We start from the raw sequence: 22,330 nt of genomic DNA on the forward strand, positions 1-22,330 counted from the left end.
CCTTTCTCTATTTCGCATCATACCAAGTAGAGCCATAGTTTGAATCTACTTTTAAAGGTACATCTAAATCTAGTGCATGTTCCATTATGTCTTCTACAAACGCACTAAAATCTTCAATTTCATCTTTAGGTACTTCAAATATCAATTCATCGTGAACTTGAAGTAATAATTTCGCATGATAAGAAGTCTCTTTAACTTGCTTATCAAATTCAACCATTGCTAGTTTAATAATGTCAGCTGCGCTACCTTGTATTGGTGTGTTCATCGCAGTTCTTTCAGCAAAGCCTCTTAAATTAAAATTACGACTAGTAATATCTGGTATATATCTACGACGATGTAATAGTGTTTCAACGTAACCATTTGCTTTCGCATCTTTTACAATATCTGACATATATTGTTTTACACCCGGAAAACTAGCTAAATAATCATCAATAAATGCTTTGGCTTTTTTACGAGTTATTCCTAAACTTTGACTTAAACCATAGTCACTTATTCCATAAACAATACCAAAGTTAACAGCTTTAGCTTGACGACGCATTAAATCATTTACACCATCCGCTTCAACGCCAAAGACTTTCATAGCAGTAGCAGTATGAATATCATGACCATGAATAAACGCTTCCTTCATACTTTCATCTTGCGTAATATGAGCTAATACACGTAACTCAATTTGAGAATAGTCCGCTGAAAGTATGACACTGTCATCTGAGTTTGGTTTAAATGCACGACGAATTTTACGTCCTTCCTCAAGTCTAACAGGTATATTCTGTAAGTTAGGGTCTACTGATGACAAGCGTCCAGTTTGAGCTAATGTTTGATTGAAACGTGTATGAATACGTTTGTCATCACTAATTACTTTTTGTAATCCCTCAACATAAGTTGATTGTAATTTAGATAATTGGCGATAATCTAAAATATAATCTATGATTGGGTGTTCCCCTTGGAGTTGTTCTAACACATCAACTGCTGTAGAATAACCCGTTTTCGTCTTTTTAATGACTGGAAGTTTAAGCGTTTCAAATAATACAACACCTAGTTGTTTAGGCGAGTTAATATTGAATTCTTCTCCAGCTGCATTATGAATATTACTAATAAGTGTATCCAATTTTTCTTGAATTTCATGTTGCATTTGTTGTAAATCATTGACATCTGTATAGATACCTATCTCTTCCATTTCACCTAAGATGCGCGCAAGTGGAAGTTCTAAGTTCTGTAATAATTCTATTTGATTATGCGCTTCTAACTCTTTTAACATTAAAGGTTGTGATTCATGAATAGCTTCAGTTATAGAAGCGATATGAATGTTTAAAATTTCATCGTCAGGGATGCTACGTTTTTTACCTTTACCATATATAGAAATATCATCTTTTACATAATTTTGATGATAATGCGTTACAACAGAACGGACATCATCTATTGTTCTTGAAGGATCTATAATGTAACTTGCTAGCATTACATCAAATTGAATATTTTTAATATCTATATCTAATCTATGAGCTACGACATACGTTTTCTTAGCATCATAAACACTTTTGATCGTATTCTCATCTTCAAGCCATTTGATTAAATCAGGATAATCATTAATACTGTCAGCATTGATAACAATATGTTGTTCACCTGTATAGAAACCAAATTTTAATATTTCATCTTTTAAATAGTTTGAACCATCTATTTCAAAATGTATTACTGCTTCATCTAAATGCTTTAGATCGATATGTTCAAAAGTAGGTTCAATTTCAAATGTTCTATCTGAATTATCTTCAGTCTCAGGAACGTCGCTATCCATATCAGCAAGTAACTGCTTAAACTCTAATTTTTTAAATAACTCAATTTTATCTTTATTGTCTTCTTGATTTTTAAGTTGTGTATCTTCTAAATTTACTTCAATAGGACTTTCACAATTTATTGTCGCTAGGTCTTTACTCATTAATGCATCATCATGACTGTTTTCAAGTTTCTCTTTAAGTTTTTTTCCTGAAACTGATTCAATATTGTCATAAACACCTTCGACAGTTTCAAATTGTTTTAAGAGTTTAATCGCAGTTTTTTCACCCACTCCAGCAACACCTGGAATATTATCTGACGTATCTCCCATTAACCCTTTCATATCAATAATTTGATGTGGCGTTAATCCGTCATATTTTTCGGCAATAAATTCTGGAGTATAATGATCGACGTCAGTAACACCTTTTTTCGTATAATAAATAGTGACATTATCAGTCGCTAATTGAGTTAAATCTCGGTCTCCGGTTACTATAATCGTTTCAAAACCTTGCTTATCCGCTTCTTTACTTAGTGTACCGATAATATCATCGGCCTCGTAATTTTCTAATTCATAGTGTTTAATATGATAAGCATCTAATAATTGACGTATATATGGAAACTGCTCACTTAATTCAGGTGGTGTACTTTGTCTGCCACCTTTATACTCACTATACTTGGAATGACGGAATGTCGTTTTACCTGCATCAAATGCTACTAAAAAGTGGCTCGGTTGTTCTTCTCTCATAATTTTTTCTAGTAACATAGCAAATCCATAGATTGCATTTGTATGAATACCTGCTTTATTAGAAAGCAGTGGCAAGGCATAGAAAGCTCTAAAACTTAAACTATTACCATCTATTAAGATTAATTTATTCAAAGTGCAAACCTCCAGAATGAATTTAATTATATTTTAGCATATTCCCTGTATCATCACGAATGAATGACTTTACTGTAAATCTAAACAATAAAAAACCTGTCTATTTGCGATATACAAATAAACAGGTAATTTAAAATTTTATTGTTTTTCATCTATAAATGACACTCTAAACAATGAACCTTTACCAAGTTGGCTTTCAACATTAATCGTACCATGATGTGCTTCTACAATATGTTTTGTAATTGATAGTCCTAATCCTGTTCCTCCTGAATCACGACTTCTTGCCTTATCTACGCGATAAAATCTTTCAAAGATGTGTTTTTGTTCATCTTTATCAATACCAATACCAAAGTCTTGAATTTCCAAGTTAACTTTAATATCTTCTCGATAAACTCTCACTATAACTTTATTATCTTCAAAAGAATAATTAATCGCATTAGATAATAAATTAGTAATCACTTGTGCTAGTTTATTTTCATGGGCCTCAATAATCACATCTTTTTCAATTTCTGAAATAATAGCAATGTTTTTATATCTCGCCTGGTTTTGAAGATTATCAATCGTATTACAAGCTAATTCTGAAAGATTAACGTACGTTGTTTCAAGTTCCGTTTGTTGTTCAATATGTGATAAATCTAGTAAATCCATCACTAGTGATTCAATACGATTTGATTCTTTTAAAATAATATTTAAAAACATTTCAAGTGATTGTTCATCATTTTTAGCACCTTCAATTAAAGTCTCAGCAAAACCTTTAATTGACGTAATTGGTGTTTTAAGTTCATGAGAAACATTTGCTACAAATTCTCGTCTTAGATTTTCAAGTTTCTTTAAATTTGTAATATCATGCATAACGACTACTAGCCCTTGTAGACGTGTTTTAGATTTACTTAGAATTGGTATACATGAAACATCAAAGTATTTTTGATGTACATCATTAATATATAATTCTATCTGATCGTAGATTTGTTTTTCGGTTTTAAACGCTTCAAGTATTAAACGTTGTATTTCTTCATCTAGATATGAGGTATAGTCTTTACTTTCTACTTTTTTACCTGGTCTAAACACTTCATAATATGCATGGTTAGCTATCACGATTTCTCCTCGCTTATCAATCATTAAGACTGAACTTGGAATATTCTCAAGGGTTGTTTTTAAACGATTAGATTGCATTTTTTGCTTATTATTAAGCTTTTGAAGTCGTCTCGCTAAATCATTTGTTGTAACAAAAAGTGCTCGCGTTTCTTTAACGTTACTTTCTGGTACGCGAACATGATAATAACCATCCGCAATAAGTGATGTTGCATATGTAACTTCATTAATCGGTCTGATATAGATTCTATTAATACTTCTAACTGCTAAGTAAACTGCCAATAATACAAAGATGCCAATGATAGACAAGTATTTCCACATACTTTTTTGTAACTCAATAATTTCATTATTTAAGCCGCTTATGTATATCTTTTTATCATTCATACTATGTTTAAACGTATATCTTAATTGTCCATTTTCATTGTGATAAACAATTTCAGAAGGATTAGCAGCATTATCTATATTTTTATTTAAATTATGATGATTACCCAATTTATAGATAACCTTGTCATTTTTATATATATAAACCGTTAAATGTTGGTCAGATGCAATATTGGTAATTTCTTTATTGTTCTTTTGGTTATTTAATTTTATAAAATTTTCAGAAATATGGGTTAATTCAGCACTTTGTGTAGTAGATAATATTTGATAAATCGTATGATGTATAATAGCTCCTAAACCTATAAAACTGATAATCGTGATAGTACCTAATAGAAGAAGTAATCTATGATGAAACTTTAACATTACCCTTTAGGTCTTTCTAATTTATAACCTAAACCACGTACAGTTTTAATTAATTTAGGTTGCTTAGGATTTTCTTCTAATTTATCCCTTAAGTGACTAATATGTACATCAACTATTCTTGAATCTCCAGCAAATTCGTAATTCCATACTGAATTAAGCATATGTTCTCTTGTGATCACTCGCCCTTGTCTTTCGATTAAATATAGAAGTAATTCAAATTCTTTAGGTGTTAATTCTAATAATTCATCATCTTTGTAGACTTCAAAGAATTCCGGTCTAATTCTGATATTTTCTATTACTATATCTTCTTCATCCACATCATCTTTTTCTACTTCACTAGCAAATTTCGATCTTCTAAGGATAGCTTTAACTCTCGCTACTACTTCTCTAGGTGAAAAAGGTTTAGTCATATAATCATCTGCGCCCAATTCTAACCCTAATACACGATCAAATTCATCATCTTTAGCAGTTAACATTAAAATTGGAACTAAGTTTTTGTCAGATCGAATTGTCTTACAAACTTCAATTCCATCTTTTTTCGGTAACATTACATCTAAAACAATCAGTTCAGGTTGAACTTCATTTACTTTTTCAAGTGCCTCTTCCCCATCGTATGCAACTTCAACGATGTAACCAGCTGTTTCTAGATTATATTTTAGTAAAGTTACAATGGATTGCTCGTCATCCACCACTAATACTTTTTGTGACATAATGTGCCTCCCTGATTAGAAATAACATTCATGTACATTATAACTGATGTTTAAATAAAAATAACATACCACATATTAAATTTACATAAACTTAACAATTAATATAATATTTTCTATTTATTAAGAAATTATTTTACTAACCTTAACTTAATATTAACAAATTTAGTCATTAAATTATAATTTTTTATAAAATTAATCAAAAAAACTCACTTGAAGCCTATATCTAAGCTTCAAGTGAGTGATATTAATACTTAATGATTATTTTAAATTTTTAATAAGTTCATCAGCAAATTCAGAAGTAGAAACTTCTTTAGCGCCATCCATTAGACGAGCAAAGTCATAAGTAACGATTTTTGAAGCGATTGTTGCTTCAATAGCATCTGTAATCTTATCAGCCGCTTCTTGCCATCCTAAATGTTCAAGCATTAATACAGAACTTAATAATTCTGATGAAGGATTAACTTTATTTAAGTTTGCGTATTTAGGAGCAGTACCATGTGTTGCTTCGAAAATCGCATGTCCTGTTTCGTAGTTAATATTAGCACCTGGTGCAATTCCAATACCACCAACTTGTGCTGCTAAAGCATCTGAAATATAGTCACCATTTAAGTTCATAGTAGCAACTACATCATGCTCAGCTGGACGAGTTAAAATTTGTTGTAAGAAGATATCCGCAATTGAATCTTTAATAATGATTTTGCCTTCTTGTTCTGCTTTGTTTTGAGCTTCATTAGCAGCATCTTTGCCATCTTTTTCAACAATTTCATCATATTGTTGCCAAGTAAATACTTTATCTGCAAATTCATTATGTGCTACATCATAACCCCACTGTTTGAATGAACCTTCAGTAAATTTCATAATGTTACCTTTATGAACTAAAGTTACAGCTTTACGATCATTATCGATAGCATATTGAATTGCAGCTCTTACTAATCTTTCAGTACCTTCTTTAGAAACTGGTTTAATACCAATACCTGAAGTTTCTGGGAAGCGGATATTAGTAGCACCCATTTCATTTTGTAAGAAATCGATGACTTTCTTAACTTCATCAGTACCTTCTTTAAATTCGATACCAGCATAGATGTCTTCAGTATTTTCACGGAAGATAACCATATCAACATCTTGAGGACGTTTAACTGGTGAAGGTACACCTTTAAACCAACGTACAGGACGTAAGCAAGTGAATAAGTCTAATTCTTGACGTAAAGCAACGTTAAGTGAGCGAATACCACCGCCGATTGGTGTAGTTAAAGGCCCTTTAATTGCGATTAAATATTCTTTAATCGTATCTAATGTTTCTTGTGGTAACCATTCGCCAGTTTCATCATAAGCTTTTTGACCTGCTAAAACTTCTTTCCACTCAATACGTTTTTCACCGTTATATGCTTTTTCAACAGCAGCATCAATAACACGACTTGCTGCTTTCCAGATATCTGGTCCAATACCATCACCAATAATAAATGGAATGATTGGTTCATTTGGTACATTTAATCCTTCATTAGCTCTAGTAATTTTTTCTGCTGACATAACTTTAACCTCCAAGATTAATTATAATTAAATTATTTTAATAAATTAATTTATCTTTCTTCGATTGGTACATATTTGCGATTTTTTTCACCAATATAATTAGCACGTGGTCTCATAATTCTGTTATCACGATATTGTTCAAGAATATGAGCAGTCCAACCAGAAGTACGGCTCACTGCGAAAATTGGTGTGAATAAATCATGTGGAATATCCATACTGTGATATACAGTTGCACTAAAGAAATCTACGTTTGGAATAATGCCTTTTTCTTCACGCATACGTTTTTCGATTGCAATTGAAATATCATATAATTCACTTCTTCCTGTTTCAGAAGTGATTTTGCGACTCATTTCACGTAAATATTTAGCACGTGGGTCTCCGTCTTTGTATACACGATGTCCGAAGCCCATAATTTTGTCTTTATTTTTGAATTTTTCATCTAGATAAGCATCTACTTCATCAACTGATTTAACATCAGATAACATATTCATAACTTGTTCATTTGCACCACCATGTAAAGGTCCTTTTAAAGAACCAACAGCAGCTACAATACCTGAATACATATCAGATAAAGAAGAAACGGCACAACGTGCTGTAAATGCTGAAGCATTTAGTTCATGATCAGCATGTAAAACTAATGCTTTATTGAATGCTTCAACTTCTGTATCAGTTGGTAATTCCCCTCTTAGCATATATAAGAAGTTAGCTGCATAACTTAACTCTGGGTTAGGTTTTACAGGTTCTTTACCTTCACGCACACGTGCAAATGCAGTAACTAATGATGCAATTTTAGCTTGAATACGAATCGCTCTTTCTTTACGATTCTCTTCTGTTTCATCTTCAGCATCTGGATCAAAGTGTGCAATATAAGAAACTGATGTACGTAATGCTGTCATTGGATGTACATTATCAGTTGCGTATTCCTCGAAGTGTTTATACACTCTTGGATTTAATGTCATATATTTATTTAATTTTTCTTTTAATGTATCTAATTCATCTTGAGTTGGTAATCTATAATTCCATAAAAGGAAGATAACCTCTTCGAATTGCGCATGTTCTGCTAAGTCGTCAATATCATAGCCCGCATATGTTAATTGACTATCAATAATTGAACTGATTTTAGTTTCAGCTGCAATTACCCCTTCTAAACCTTTTTGTAATTCTGCCATAAGCAATTCCCCTTTTCTTTAACTTAATGTAATGGCTTTCAAGAACATTATAGCTAATTGTCTAAATTTTGTGAATGAATATATACCTTTTCACAATCAAACTAATGTGTATCCAACTTACTATTATGATACTTTTATAACCTATAATCCCCGTTATCAATGGCTTTATGCTTCAATTTAAAATGTAACTAGTAAGAAAATATTGAAAATTTTAATTTTTTTATCAAGAATGATTACAATTTGTTAACTAAATATTAAAGGAAATTTTAGAAAAAATTATAAAAATAATTGTCGAATTGGTTATATAAGTGCATAATAAATATTAATTAAATGTAAGGGAGTTGTCTTATGGCTGAAGAAAAATTACAAAGAGGGTTGAGTAATCGTCATGTGCAATTAATTGCCATTGGCGGCGCAATTGGTACAGGGTTATTCTTGGGAGCTGGACAAACGATAGCAATGACAGGTCCATCTATTTTATTCACCTATATTATTATAGGCTTCATGTTATTCATGTTCATGAGAGGTCTCGGAGAAATTATGATTCAAAATACCCGTTTCCACTCTTTCGCAGACGTGACTAATGAATACATAGGACCTTTCGCCGGTTTTGTAACTGGTTGGACTTATTGGTTATGTTGGATTATTACAGGAATGGCCGAAGTTACAGCTGTTGCAAAGTATGTAAGTTTCTGGTTCCCACACATTCCAAACTGGATTTCAGCATTATTCTGTGTATTAATTCTAATGGCATTCAACTTATTAAGTGCTAAAATATTTGGTGAATTAGAATTCTGGTTTGCGATTATCAAAATCGTTACAATCATCGCTTTGATAGTTGTAGGTTTAATTATGATTCTATTCGCGTTTAATACACAATTTGGTCATGCAAGTTTCACTAACTTATATAAACATGGCATCTTTGCTGATGGCGCTTCAGGTTTCTTTATGTCATTCCAAATGGCACTATTCTCATTCGTAGGTATCGAAATGATTGGTGTGACAGCCGGAGAAGCTAAAGATCCAGAGAAAACTATTCCAAAAGCAATTAATGCGGTGCCATTAAGAATTTTAGTGTTCTATGTGGGTGCATTAGCAGTAATCATGTCAATTATCCCTTGGGATAAAGTGGATCCTGCTGAAAGTCCATTTGTACGATTATTCTCATTAATTGGTATTCCGTTTGCAGCAGGATTAATTAATTTCGTAGTATTAACAGCAGCAGCATCATCTTGTAACAGTGGTATCTTCTCAAATAGCCGTATGTTATTTGGGTTATCTGAACAAGAACAAGCACCTCCTTCTTTTAGAAAGACAAATAAAAACGGTGTACCACATATTGCAATTATCGTATCATCAGCGTTATTGTTGGTTACAGCATTGCTAAATTACATCTTCCCTGATGCTACTCTAGTATTTACTTATGTAACAACTATTTCTACTGTATTATTCATCATTGTATGGGCATTAATTATTATTGCTTATATCAATTATCACAGAAAAAATCCTGAGCTACATAAAAAAGTTAATTATAAACTTCCTGGTGGTAAATATATGGGGTATGCAATTCTAGTGTTCTTCATTTTAGTATTCTGTTTATTATTCGTGAATGAAACTACTAGAAATGCAATTTTCTTAACACCATTATGGTTTATCATTTTAGGATTAATGTATTTAAGATATAAAAAAGTAGCTAAAAGAACTAAATAATTATATTGCTCATAAACCTTAACTTATCGAATTCGGTAGGTTAAGGTTTTTTTATGTAACAATTAATCTAGTATTGTTTATTCTTAATCGTTCCTTCTTAAAACATACTTTACCCTTTTACACGTGATTCCTTTAAGCATAAAAAATAGGCTAAACCATTTAATAGTAATAGTTTAGCCTATGATATTGATTGTAAAGCTTAATATTTTATATGGCTTTAATTAATTATAAAACGTTAGCATACCCTTCAAAGATTTTACCTTGGGCAGCATCGACAGTTACTAAAATATCATTTTTGAATTCTTTAGTAGCATTTTCAACACCAATTACTGTTGGAATACCTTTTTCAAGACCAATAATAGCACTTGGAGATGTAATACCATTTTCTTCAGTGATTAAACCAACTGCTTGTTCTACGTATGGTACTAGAGTTTCATCTACAGAGTTAGTAACAATAATTGATTCACTTAAATCCTTACCTTCTAAGTCACTAGCGCTATTCGCAACAACAGTTTTACCTACAACTGATCCACGTCCTACGCCTTGACCTTTAGCAATTTCGTCGCCTACTAGGTGTAATTTCATCATATTAGTTGTACCTTGTTCACCAGTTGGTACACCTGCAGTAATAATAATTAAGTCTCCGTTACTTACTCTTCCAGTTTCAACAGCAGTTGCAACCGCATTATTTAAAAGATCATCTGTAGTTTTACGACCTTTTTTAATTACAGGGTAAGCACCCCAAACTAATGCTAATTGACGAGCAGTGTGTTCACTAGGTGTAACTGCGATAATATCTGAATGAGGACGATATTTAGAAATAGTTACCGCTGTAGAACCACTTTCTGTAGCAGCTACGATAGCTTTAACATTTAAGTTAAGAGCAGTGTGTGCTACTGATACACCAATTGCATTTACAAGAGATGTTTCAACTAATTTAGTACGGTCAGATAATAATTTTTTGTAATCTTGAGCTGCTTCAGCAGATACGGCAATATTTCTCATTGTTTTAACTGCTTCTTCAGGATATAAACCTGCAGCAGTTTCACCAGATAACATTACTGCATCAGTACCATCGTAAATCGCATTGGCTACGTCACTTGCTTCTGCTCTTGTAGCACGTGGGTTACGTTGCATAGAATCAAGCATTTGAGTAGCAGTAATAACTGGTTTACCAAGTTTATTACATTTTCTAATTAAATCTTTTTGAACAATTGGTACTGATTCAGGTGGAATTTCAACACCCATATCACCACGAGCAACCATTAATCCATCAGAAACTTCAAGAATTTCTTCGATGTTATCTATACCTTCTTGGTTCTCAATTTTAGGGAAAATTGTAATATTGTGATTATTCTCTCTTTCAAGAATCTCACGAATATCTAATACGTCACTTGGACGACGTACGAAACTTGCAGCAATGTAGTCTACATCTTCTTTAATACCGAATAAGATATCCGCAGCATCTTTATCAGTGATACCTGGTAAATTAACTTTAACACCTGGTAAGTTAACACCTTTTTTATTTTTCAATTCACCAGTATTTAAAATATCACACTTAACTTCGCCTTTAGCTTTATCAATGTCTTTAACTTGTAATTCAATTAAACCGTCATCAAGTAAGATATAAGATCCTAAGTCAACATCGTTAATTAAATCACCGTATGTTACAGAGAATTTCTCAGGTGTACCTTCCACTTGATTCATGCTTACGATAACTTCTTTACCTTTTTCAAGTGTAATTAAGCCATCTTTCATGTCGTGAGTACGAATTTCAGGTCCTTTAGTATCAAGTAAGATACCAATAGTTTTACCTAATTTATCAGCTACTTTACGAATTGTATCGATACGCGCTTTATGTTCTTCATGGCTACCATGAGAGAAGTTTAAACGCGCAACGTTCATTCCAGCTTTCATTAATTTTTCTAACATTTCCTCTGATTCTGATGCAGGTCCAATAGTACATACGATTTTAGTCTTTCTCATTATAAAAGCCTCCTAAATTAAATAGATAACTCTTTAGCTAATTCATAAATATCTTTATAAAATTTATGATCATCTTTATTGAAAATGTCTTCAAACGGTGTTGCAGTAAGTTTGTTGTCTTTAATACCAACGCCCTTACCAGATTGTCCTTCCATTAATAACTCTACAGCATAACCACCTAAACGCGAAGCAAGTACTCTATCAGCACCTGATGGACTACCACCACGTTGGATATGACCTAAAACAGAAACACGTGCATCAACATTAATATATTTCATTAATTCATCCGCACATTCTTGTCCAGTCATACAACCTTCAGCGACCATCACTATAGAATGTTTTTTACCACGTTTGATACCTTTTTCAATTTTTTCCGCAATGTCTTTAATATCTGTGTGCGCCTCCGGTACTAAAATAGTTTCAGCCCCTACTGATAATCCAGCCCATAGAGCTAAATCACCACAGTCACGCCCCATTACTTCAACAATAAAAGTTCTAGCATGACTTGACGCTGTATCACGAATTTTATCGACGCTCTCAATGATAGTGTTTAAAGCTGTATCAAACCCAATTGTAAAATCAGTACCATTAATATCATTATCAATCGTACCAGGAATACCAATAGTTTTAATATCCTTCGTTTCTTCACTAATTCGTTGTGCACCTCGGTAACTACCATCTCCACCTACTACAACTAAACCTTCAATTCCATGCTTGTGTAAGTTCTCTATCCCTCTTTTACGAACACTAGCTTCTTTGAATTGTGGACATCTAGCAGAGTAAAGGAAGGTGCCTCCACGTTGGATAGTGTCTCCAACTGAGCCCAATTCAAGTTTATGAATATCATCGTCTAATAAACCTTGATAACCTTGATAAATTCCATAAACTTCAATATCATTATAAATCGCCTTACGCACTACTGCTCTAACAGCAGCGTTCATGCCTGGTGAATCTCCACCACTTGTTAATACCGCAATTTTCTTCATGACGACATACCCTTTCCTAACTAGAATTATCTTTAGTATTAAATTACCACAATTTTTTTAGGTGTTCCATTAATATAGGTGCTTTATATTGATGTAAACGTTTTATATATTAAAATTAACTTATTCAATATAAAAAAACTAGAAATCAAAGTATTGATTTCTAGTTTCAAAATTAATTTTCATTATAAGAACCGATGTTTCTAAACTTGTTAAATCTATTTTCGACTAATTCATCCGCGCTTTGCTTATTTAATTCATCTAAGTGTTTAACAAATGCAGTTTTAATGTCTTTAGCCTGTTGTTCGATATTATTATGAGCGCCACCAAGTGGTTCATTGATTACTTCATCAATTACATTTAATTGATGTAAATCCTTAGCAGTAATTTTCATCGTTTCTGCAGCCATCTTAGCTAATGAACTATCTTTCCATAATAATGCCGATGCACCTTCAGGAGAAATAACTGAATATGTACTATTTTCAAGCATTAGAATTTTATTAGAAATACCGATACCTAGTGCGCCACCACTACCGCCTTCACCAATGACAATAGCGATTACTGGAACTTTAAGTGAAGCCATTTCAACTAAATTTCTAGCGATAGATTCACTTTGACCTCTTTCTTCTGCAGCTTTACCCGGATAAGCACCTTTAGTATCAATAAAGGTAAAAATAGGACGCTTAAACTTCTCAGCTTGTTTCATCAATCTTAAAGCTTTACGATATCCTTCTGGATGAGCCATACCGAAGTTTCTATAAATATTATCTTTTGTATCCTTACCACGTTGTTGTCCTATTACTGTTACTGCTTGTCCGTTTAAATAACCGATGCCACCTATCATTGCTGGATCGTCTCTGAAATTTCTGTCTCCATGTAACTCAATAAAAGAATCAAAAATATGAGGTATATAATCAAGTGTAGTAGGTCTTTCTTGTAAACGTGCGATTTGTACTCTATCCCACGGCTTTAAATTTGTATAAATCTTTTTCGTTTCTCTCTCAAGAGAAGCTTCTAATAAATCAATTTCATCTTGCAAATCAACATCATTTTTTTCTTGAGATTCTTTTAAAGATTCAATTTTATTCTTTATATCAAATAATGGTTTTTCAAAATCAAGCATTCGGTTTCACCTCTTGGTGCATTTTTAAAATTTGAGCAAGCGTTGTTTTCATTTCTTTACGATGCACAACTTTATCAAGTTGACCATGCTCTAATAAAAATTCAGCAGTTTGGAAATCATCTGGTAATTTCTCATTAATAGTTTGTTCAATGACTCTACGACCAGCAAAGCCAATTAAAGCCTTTGGTTCACTTAAATTTATATCTCCTACAGAAGCAAAGCTCGCTGATACCCCGCCCGTTGTCGGATGAGTTAAATAAGAAATATATAGCAAACCAGCATCAGAATGGCGTTTTAAAGAGACGCTCGTCTTACCCATTTGCATTAATGATATAATACCTTCTTGCATTCTCGCACCACCACTAGCTGAGAATAAAATGAAAGGCAAACGATGCTCAGTACAATAATCAATAATACGACAAATTTTTTCTCCGACTACAGAACCCATACTACCCATTCTGAAACGTGCATCCATAACAGCAATTCCGTATTTGATGCCTTCTAATTCTGCAGTACCTGTTACCACTGCTTCATTTAAATCTGTCTTCTTCTGATCTTTTTCAATTTTTTCCTGATAACCTGGAAAATCTAATGGGTTAGCAGATGTCATTCCTTTATCAAATTCTTCAAACGTATGTTCATCTGAAATCGCTTCTATTCTTTTATAAGCAGGTAATGCAATGTGATGATCACAATTAAAGCATACATTTAAATTTTCGGATAATTCTTTTGTATACATAATTTTTTTACATTTAGGACATTTAGTCATTATACCTGCTGGAACTTCATTTTGTTTTGAATCTTGTACTGTTAAATATTTCTTTTTCTTACTACTTCTATTAAAAAAATCTTTAAACATGTGTAAACCTCCACGTAACCTATCAAACAACCTTATAGTTTACAAAAATGTTGAATTTGCATCTTTAATCGCTTGCAAAATATTAGAGAGAAATTATGAATAAATATTAATTCATAATTTCTCTGTAAATATAGCAAACTGAATTATTGGTTAATTATTTAACAAGTTGGATTAAATAACTTTTTATTATTTTAAATCAGTTAATTTCATTGTTTTATCGTACACTTTTTGAGGGTCAACATCAATACGAGCTACACCTGATTCCATTGCTGCTTTAGCAACTTCACGGGCCACTGAAGGTGCTACTCTTTTATCAAATGGTCCAGGAATGCAGTAGTCAGGGTTCAATTCATCTTCTTCAATTAAATTAGCAATCGCTTCAACCGCTGCTTTCTTCATATCTTCATTAATGTGAGTTGATTCAGTTTCTAAAGCGCCTCTAAAGATACCTGGGAATGCAAGTACGTTGTTAATTTGGTTAGGGAAATCTGAACGTCCAGTACCAACTACTTTAGCCCCAGCTTCTTTAGCATCATCAGGTTTGATTTCTGGATTAGGGTTAGCCATAGCAAAGATGATTGCATCATCAGCCATAGTTTGTACCATTTCTTTAGATAATAAATCTGCTACAGATACACCAATAAATACATCTGCATCTTTGATAACATCTTCTAAAGAACCATCTACTTTGTCTTTATTTGTAAATTTAGCAACGTATTCTTTAGTCTCATTCATACCATGAGAACGTCCTTCATAAATAGCACCTTTAGAATCACACATAACCATATTTCTAACACCATATGCATCTAAAAGTTTTACAATTGCAATACCAGCAGCGCCAGCTCCATTAAGCACTACTTTAATATCTGATAAATCTTTATTAACAATTCTTAGGGCATTAATTAAACCAGCCATTGTAACAATAGCAGTACCATGTTGATCATCGTGGAATACTGGAATATTTGTTTCTTTCTTTAATCTCTCTTCAATTTCAAAACAACGTGGCGCTGAAATGTCTTCTAAATTAATACCACCGTAGTTAGGTGAAATATGTTTAACTGTTCTAATTATTTCTTCAGTATCTTTTGTATCTAATGCGATAGGTACACCATTAATTCCTGCGAAACTTTTAAATAGAACTGCTTTCCCTTCCATAACTGGAATACTAGCAGCAGCGCCAATGTTTCCTAAACCTAATACTGCTGTACCATCTGTGACAACAGCAACTGTATTTCTTTTAATAGTATAATCATATACAGTACGAGGATCTTCATGAATCTCTTTACATGGCTCAGCTACGCCCGGTGAATAAGCTAAGCTCAGTTCTTCTTTATTCGTTACCTTTACATTAGGCATTATTTCTAATTTACCTTGATTTTCTTTGTGCATTTGTAAAGCGTCATCTCTTAAAGACATCAAATCAACCCCTGTTAATCATCTATATTTTTTAAACGAAAATTGCGAACAACTTATTTTTTATCTTAACTCAAATGTGTATATAAAATAAAATTAACTGATGATTTTATCTTATTAATCATCAGTTAACTATATCATAAAATTTTTACATATAAAAGTTATACAATCCTTATATCGCTCGGTTTAAATAGATTAATAAAATGACTGAGGTAGTCCCTTTCTCTTTTAATGAAACCTAATGTCATTGTTTTATTAGACGTTTCGTTATAAATCATTACTTCAATATTATTTTCTTTGCTATTTGAAAGATGCTGTTTTACTTCCTCAATATCTGTCACATTTCGAATAATAATTTGATTCGCCTTTTTAATTCGGTTCTCTTCAAATTGATCTACCGTAGTTAAATAATTGACCACTAATTGAATTTGTTGATTTCTTTTTTCAAATTTGCCATATACGACATCAATTTCATTTTCTTTCAAAACGGTTTCAAATTGCTTAAATTTATCAGGGAAGATGACCCCGTCTATAGTATTACAACCGTCATTAAGCGTTAAAAATGCCATATTTTGACCGTTTTTTGTGCGAATCTGTTTAACTCTATCAATTTGCACTAAAATTGGTTTAGAGTTTATCTGATGTTTAAGCTTAAAAATCCCTAAGTATTGTTTATTGTTAAATAATTTTTCAACGGGATGATTTGAAATATAAAATCCTAAATATTCTTTTTCATAATTGCTAATCATTTGATCACTGAGTTCTTCTTTATCTTGATATGTCTGTTTAGGCGTCAACATATCAAATAAAAAGTCATCTTGTTCTACATTAGAAACGTCATCTAAAACTTGATCAATAGCACTTAGCAATGTAGCCCGAGTCTTACCTAAACTATCAAATGCGCCAACTAATATAAGTGCTTCAAGCAATTTCCTTGTCTTAATTCGTTTAGGGATTCTTCTAGCAAAGTTAAAGAAGTCTTTGAAATTCCCATTCTGATATCGCTCATCGACGATTAATTTCACGCTCTGATAGCCTACACCTTTAATAGCACCAAGCGACAGATATATATTAGATTCAGTCGCTTTATAAAACCAATGGCTTTTATTTATATCAGGAGGCAAGATATTTAAGTTTTGACTTTTTGCTTCATCAATAATAGTCGCAGTTTTACTTTCATTTCCTACTACATTGCTGAGTATATTGGCATAAAAATAATTAGGATAATGTACTTTTAAATAAGCCATAATATAGGCTATTTTTGAATAACTAACTGCATGCGCCCTTGGGAAACCATAATCAGCAAATTTAAGTATTAAATCAAAGATTTGTTTACTTACCGCTTCATCATAACCATTTTCAACGGCACCATTTACAAAATGTTGACGCTCATTTTCTAATACGGTTCTATTTTTCTTACTCATTGCGCGACGTAAAATATCCGCTTGCCCATAACTAAAACTTGCGAACTGACTAGCAATTTGCATAATTTGCTCTTGATAAATGATAACTCCATACGTACGTTTTAATATAGGCTCTAAATCAGGATGCAAATACTGAATATCACTTTGATTATGTCTTCTTGAAATATAAGTTGGTATTTCTTCCATAGGACCTGGTCTATATAAAGAGGTTACAGCGACGATATCTTCAAAATGTTCTGGTTGAAGTCTAACCAGTACTTTTCTCACACCCTCTGATTCTAATTGGAAAATGCCAGTGGTATTACCTTTTGAAAGTAACGCAAATACATTCTCATCATTCATCGGTATTTTTTCAATATCAATATCTATATTTAAGTCTTTCTTAACTTGTGTAATAATTTGGTGAATAATTGAAAGATTTCGAAGACCCAAGAAATCAATCTTTAATAAGCCTAATCGCTCTGCTTCAGTCATTGTCCATTGCGTTAATAAGCCTGTATCCCCTGTTGTTAATGGCACATAATTATAAAGTGGTTTCTCATTTATGATAATACCTGCTGCGTGAGTAGAAGTATGTCTAGGTAACCCTTCTAATTTGCGACTGATTTCAAACCATTTCTCATGACGATGGTTTCGGTGAATGAACTGCTTAAAATCATCGTTTTGATACGCTTCATCCAGAGTGATTCCTAAACGGTGTGGAATAAGCTTAGATATCTCATTAAGAGTAATATCATCAAACCCCATAATTCGCCCAACATCTCTAGCAACCGCTCGAGCCAATAAGTGACCAAATGTTACAATACCAGACACGTGGTGCTCACCATATTTTTCTTGAACATATTGAATCACTTTTTCGCGTCTGGTGTCTTCAAAGTCTATATCGATATCTGGCATCGTTACACGCTCAGGATTCAAGAAACGTTCAAATAGCAAATTATATTTAATCGGGTTAATTGTTGTAATGCCAAGTAAGTAACTAACTAGTGATCCTGCTGATGAACCACGCCCTGGCCCTACCATGACATCATGAGTTTTTGCATAATGAATTAAGTCACTTACGATTAAGAAATAATCTTCAAAACCCATATCTGTTATAATTTTATATTCATGCTTTAAGCGAGCTTCGTAACGTTCATCTCGATGTAAATCGAATTCCTGTAACTTTTGTTGCAACAGTGACCATAAATAATCTTTAGAGCTTTCGCCAGTTGGTGTTTCAAATTTAGGTAATAAATCTTGATGATATTCAATTTCAGCTGTACATTGATTTACAAGTTCTGCAGTATTGTGCAGTATTTTATCAGATAACTTCATTTCTTGAAGTTCATTTTCTGATAAAAAATGTTCCTCAATATCCTCGACATCGTTGACTAAATCTAACTTTGTATTGTTTTTAATTGCTTCTAGAGCTGGTATAGTATCTATATCTTTCGCATCAAGATACCTAGCATTTTTTAGCCAAACTGTTTTTAAATCATATATTGATGCATCACTTGTGTGATTGATATATATCGCTTTATGATTAGCAAATTCATTAATGATAGATTGATGATCTTCTTGAGCCTCTTTAAAAATAATAGCAAGATCAGCACTATATTTATGTAACCAATCTAAGGGCACAAGGTCTTTCTCCTTCATCTTAATAGCAGATGATAATCGATACAAAGCAGTTAACCCTTTATTATTTCTGGCAAGTAACACTGTTTCAATGGTATTTAATCCATTCGACAAGTGAATGGTCATACCGAAGATGGGTTTAATGTGATGTTCGTTACAAGCATCATAAAATTTCGGGAAGCCATATAAAACATTCGTATCTGTTATTGCTAACGCCTCATAGCCATTTTGTTGCGCTTTTTTAACAACATCATCGATTTTCAAGCTTGAATATAATAAATCATACGTTGTGTGAATATTTAAATGTGCAACCATACATGACTTCCTTTCATTTTAAAATTTATAATTTTTGACGTAATGCTTCTGCTAACTTCTCAAACTCTTCCCAACTATAAACAGAAACGCCTGACGCATTCGGGTGGCCGCCCCCACCAAATTGATTAGCAACATCATTAATGATAATGCCTTTTGAGCGTACGCGACATCTTATTTGGTCTCCCTCATCAACAGCGAATACCCAAATTTTTAAGCCTTGAATATCAGCTACAGTATTTACAAATTGAGATGCTTCATTCGGCAATAATTGATATTCTTCTAATATTTCTTTAGTAATTCTCACTTGGCAAAATGCATGATCTTCACTCAATTCAAAGTTTTGGAAGATATAACCTTGGAAAGGCATCACTTTAGGATCTTTTTCCGACATTTTATTTAATTCTGCATTATGGTCGAATGAGAATTTCAATAATTGACTCGCTACTTCCATCGTATGCGGTGTTGTATTATTAAACATAAATCTACCAGTATCGCCGACTATACCCAGATAAAGGACACGTGCAACAGCAGCATCGATAATATTGAAGTCATTAAAATGCGTAATAAAGTCAAAGATGATTTCACTTGTGGATGAAGCTTCAGTATTTACATAATTGATTTCACCGTATTGATCAGTAGCTGGGTGATGGTCAATTTTAATTAACCCTTTACCATTACTGTATCTTTGGTCATCAATTCGTGGCGCATTCGCCGTATCGCATACAATTACTAATGCATCTTCATAAACCTCATCCGCAATTTCATCTAAACTACCGATAAATTCTAACGATACTTCTGGTTGTCCTACCGCATATATTGTTTTTTCAGGAAACTTGCGTTCTAAATATAATTTTAATCCAAGTTGTGAACCATACGCATCAGGATCTGGTCTAACATGTCTATGAATGATGACCGTATCCGCTTCTTCAATTTTTTGCATAATTTCATTAAATATTCCTACCATAAATGATTTCTCCTCAATTTTTATTTTTTGAAAATGCAGCTCCAAACAGACTGCATGACTTACTAATTAAATATCCTCAAACATTTGGCAAATAATCATTGCGTTCGCTACTCTTTCGTTACCACTCATCATTGTAACTTCTAACTTCGCAAAGTTTCTACCTACATCTAACATTTCATACGAAACATTTATGAATGTTTCAATAGGGACAGTTTTAATATATATGATATTCAAACTTTCAATCATTACATCTACTTTTTTAAACTTACGTAACTCGTGTTTAATTGTTTCTTCAATTATTGCTACAAATACAGATTTACTTAATGTACCGTATTGATTCGTTAATAATGGCGAAACTTCTACTGTAATATCATTTTGAGTGATAGTGATATGTTTAGCAATTTGATCATTAATTGTTTCACCAATCTGAGGTTGTCTACCAATTAATTGCATCGCTTTTAATACATCATCTCTAGTTATGACTCCGATTGCTTTTTTATTTCTCGTAGTTACTGGCAAAATTTCAATACCTTCCCATATCATCAGATGCGCACAACTTGCCACAGTTGTTGTTAATTCTACATTGATAGGTCGTTTAGTCATCACTTTACTAACTGTATCTTCAGCTTGCATGTGAATAACCTCTTTACTAGTAATAATGCCTACTAATTTCCAATTTCTATCTACAACTGGAAAACGAGAATGCCCTGTCACTTTCGCACGTGCTTTATAATCCTCAATACCCATCTCATCAAATATAACTGTCATATCATTAATAGGTTTAACTATATCATTTACAACCAAGATTTCTTTACGTATCATTTGATTGTACATTGCTCTATTAATAATATTAGCCACTAAAAACGTATCATAATTCGATGATAAAATTGGTAAATTATGACTATCGGCATAATCAATTATGTTTTGAGAGGGTTTAAAACCTCCGGTAATGAGTATTCCGCTTCCTTTCTTTAGAGCTTCTAACTGTACATCAGATCGATTCCCTACAATCAACAAAGTCTGGTGACTGATGTATTTTACGACATCTTTAAGCTCCATTGCACCTATGGCAAATTTAGATACACTATTGCTTAAGCCATTTTTACCACCAATGACTTCCCCCTCGATAATTTTAAGGATTTCATTAAATGTTAAATTTTCAATTTCTTCACGGTTTTTCTTATCAATACGCACAGTTCCTACGCGATCAATCGTTGTTACCAATCCTAATTGACCTGCATCCTTTATCGCCCTATAAGCAGTACCTTCAGATACACTCAAGACTTTTGCTATTTTTCGAACTGAAATTTTTTGACCGATTTTTAAAGATTCAATATACGCTATTATTTGTTCATGTTTAGTCATTCAACTACCTCTTTAAACTGACAATGTCCTATATATTATAACTTTTTACTTAGAAAAAATCGATTTTTGGTAAAACACCTAGTAAATCTCCTTTTTCACACATTTTCCGGATAAAAAATAATAATATCAAAATAATTTAATGATTATCGTTATTTAATAATTATAAATATATTCGTTGGAAAAATAAATTTACATTATATATAATTATATTAAAGGAGGAATGTCCTATGTATAAACATATATTATTAGGCGTTGACACACATTTAAAAAATGAAAAAGCATTGAAAGAAGTATCAAAATTAGCTGGTGAAGATACAGTTGTTACTATCTTTAATGTAATTGGAGAACAAGATGCTCAAGCATCTATTAAAGGTGGCACACATTTAGAAGAACTCACTGAGAAACGCAGTGGAGAACTTGAAAAAACACGAAATATTTTAGAAGACTATGGCATTAATTTTGATCAAATCATCGTGCGAGGAAATCCTAAAGATGAACTTGTTAAACATGCTAATAGTGGTAAATACGAAATCGTTGTGCTAAGTAACCGTAAAGCTGAAACTCAAAAGAAATTTGTACTTGGTAGTGTCAGTCATAAAGTAGCTAAACGTGCGACTATTCCAGTATTAATTGTTAAATGACTTTATTCAATATTAGAAAACTCCTATTATAGAGTGACTTGAAA

General features: G+C 32.5%; 15 protein-coding genes. 2 read left to right on the forward strand and 13 right to left on the reverse strand.

The features are described from left to right. Nucleotides 1-7: 7 nt before the first annotated feature. The 5 genes from polA to LIX58_RS11495 form a co-directional block, all read right to left on the reverse strand. Nucleotides 8-2,641: a DNA polymerase I gene (polA, locus tag LIX58_RS11475; RefSeq protein WP_154837458.1), complete on the reverse strand. Its 2,634-nt coding sequence runs from the start codon at nucleotides 2,639-2,641 to the stop codon at nucleotides 8-10. A 138-nt stretch (nucleotides 2,642-2,779) separates the two neighbouring features. Then, nucleotides 2,780-4,477: a two-component system histidine kinase PnpS gene (pnpS, locus tag LIX58_RS11480; protein WP_226386337.1), complete on the reverse strand. Its 1,698-nt coding sequence runs from the start codon at nucleotides 4,475-4,477 to the stop codon at nucleotides 2,780-2,782. Further along, on the reverse strand, nucleotides 4,477-5,187 hold the full coding sequence (locus LIX58_RS11485; protein ID WP_103299175.1) for a response regulator transcription factor: 711 nt from the start codon (nucleotides 5,185-5,187) through the stop codon (nucleotides 4,477-4,479). Before LIX58_RS11485 ends, pnpS begins: the two co-directional genes overlap by 1 nt. Nucleotides 5,188-5,445: 258 nt before the next feature. Then, a complete protein-coding gene (gene icd, locus LIX58_RS11490; protein WP_154837454.1) occupies nucleotides 5,446-6,714 on the reverse strand; it encodes an NADP-dependent isocitrate dehydrogenase in 1,269 nt (422 codons plus the stop codon). A 50-nt stretch (nucleotides 6,715-6,764) separates the two neighbouring features. Next, the gene (locus tag LIX58_RS11495) at nucleotides 6,765-7,883 is read right to left on the reverse strand and encodes a citrate synthase (protein WP_126567083.1); all 1,119 of its coding nucleotides are present in this window, start codon (nucleotides 7,881-7,883) and stop codon (nucleotides 6,765-6,767) included. A gap of 348 nt (nucleotides 7,884-8,231) precedes the next feature. Here LIX58_RS11495 and LIX58_RS11500 point away from each other — a divergent pair, with 348 nt between their 5' ends. Continuing rightward, the gene (locus tag LIX58_RS11500; protein ID WP_126567084.1) at nucleotides 8,232-9,593 is read left to right on the forward strand and encodes an amino acid permease; all 1,362 of its coding nucleotides are present in this window, start codon (nucleotides 8,232-8,234) and stop codon (nucleotides 9,591-9,593) included. 225 nt (nucleotides 9,594-9,818) lie between these two features. Here the strand turns inward: LIX58_RS11500 and pyk are convergent, their stop codons facing one another. The 8 genes from pyk to LIX58_RS11540 form a co-directional block, all read right to left on the reverse strand. Further along, on the reverse strand, nucleotides 9,819-11,579 hold the full coding sequence (gene pyk / locus LIX58_RS11505) for a pyruvate kinase (protein WP_154837452.1): 1,761 nt from the start codon (nucleotides 11,577-11,579) through the stop codon (nucleotides 9,819-9,821). A gap of 17 nt (nucleotides 11,580-11,596) precedes the next feature. Continuing rightward, entirely contained in the window at nucleotides 11,597-12,565 is a 969-nt protein-coding gene (gene pfkA / locus LIX58_RS11510; protein WP_126567086.1) for a 6-phosphofructokinase, read from the reverse strand. A gap of 172 nt (nucleotides 12,566-12,737) precedes the next feature. Next, nucleotides 12,738-13,685, reverse strand: a complete 948-nt coding sequence (locus LIX58_RS11515) for an acetyl-CoA carboxylase carboxyltransferase subunit alpha (RefSeq protein WP_154837450.1) — start codon at nucleotides 13,683-13,685, stop codon at nucleotides 12,738-12,740. After that, the gene (gene accD / locus LIX58_RS11520; RefSeq protein ID WP_126567088.1) at nucleotides 13,678-14,544 is read right to left on the reverse strand and encodes an acetyl-CoA carboxylase, carboxyltransferase subunit beta; all 867 of its coding nucleotides are present in this window, start codon (nucleotides 14,542-14,544) and stop codon (nucleotides 13,678-13,680) included. The genes LIX58_RS11515 and accD overlap by 8 nt, the downstream gene beginning before the upstream one ends. Nucleotides 14,545-14,730: 186 nt before the next feature. After that, nucleotides 14,731-15,960 carry an NADP-dependent malic enzyme gene (locus tag LIX58_RS11525; RefSeq protein WP_226386338.1) on the reverse strand — a complete coding sequence of 410 codons (1,230 nt, stop codon included), beginning with the start codon at nucleotides 15,958-15,960 and terminating at the stop codon, nucleotides 14,731-14,733. A 158-nt stretch (nucleotides 15,961-16,118) separates the two neighbouring features. After that, nucleotides 16,119-19,316 carry a DNA polymerase III subunit alpha gene (locus LIX58_RS11530; protein WP_154837446.1) on the reverse strand — a complete coding sequence of 1,066 codons (3,198 nt, stop codon included), beginning with the start codon at nucleotides 19,314-19,316 and terminating at the stop codon, nucleotides 16,119-16,121. A gap of 25 nt (nucleotides 19,317-19,341) precedes the next feature. Then, nucleotides 19,342-20,280, reverse strand: a complete 939-nt coding sequence (locus LIX58_RS11535; protein ID WP_154837444.1) for a DHH family phosphoesterase — start codon at nucleotides 20,278-20,280, stop codon at nucleotides 19,342-19,344. A 66-nt stretch (nucleotides 20,281-20,346) separates the two neighbouring features. Continuing rightward, the gene (locus LIX58_RS11540; RefSeq protein ID WP_126567092.1) at nucleotides 20,347-21,645 is read right to left on the reverse strand and encodes a DRTGG domain-containing protein; all 1,299 of its coding nucleotides are present in this window, start codon (nucleotides 21,643-21,645) and stop codon (nucleotides 20,347-20,349) included. A 227-nt stretch (nucleotides 21,646-21,872) separates the two neighbouring features. Here LIX58_RS11540 and LIX58_RS11545 point away from each other — a divergent pair, with 227 nt between their 5' ends. Then, entirely contained in the window at nucleotides 21,873-22,286 is a 414-nt protein-coding gene (locus LIX58_RS11545; RefSeq protein ID WP_126567093.1) for a universal stress protein, read from the forward strand. The last annotated feature ends 44 nt before the right edge of the window (nucleotides 22,287-22,330 follow it).

The organism is Staphylococcus sp. Marseille-Q1834 (assembly GCF_916858875.1).
Classification (GTDB): Bacteria; Bacillota; Bacilli; order Staphylococcales; family Staphylococcaceae; genus Staphylococcus; species Staphylococcus pragensis.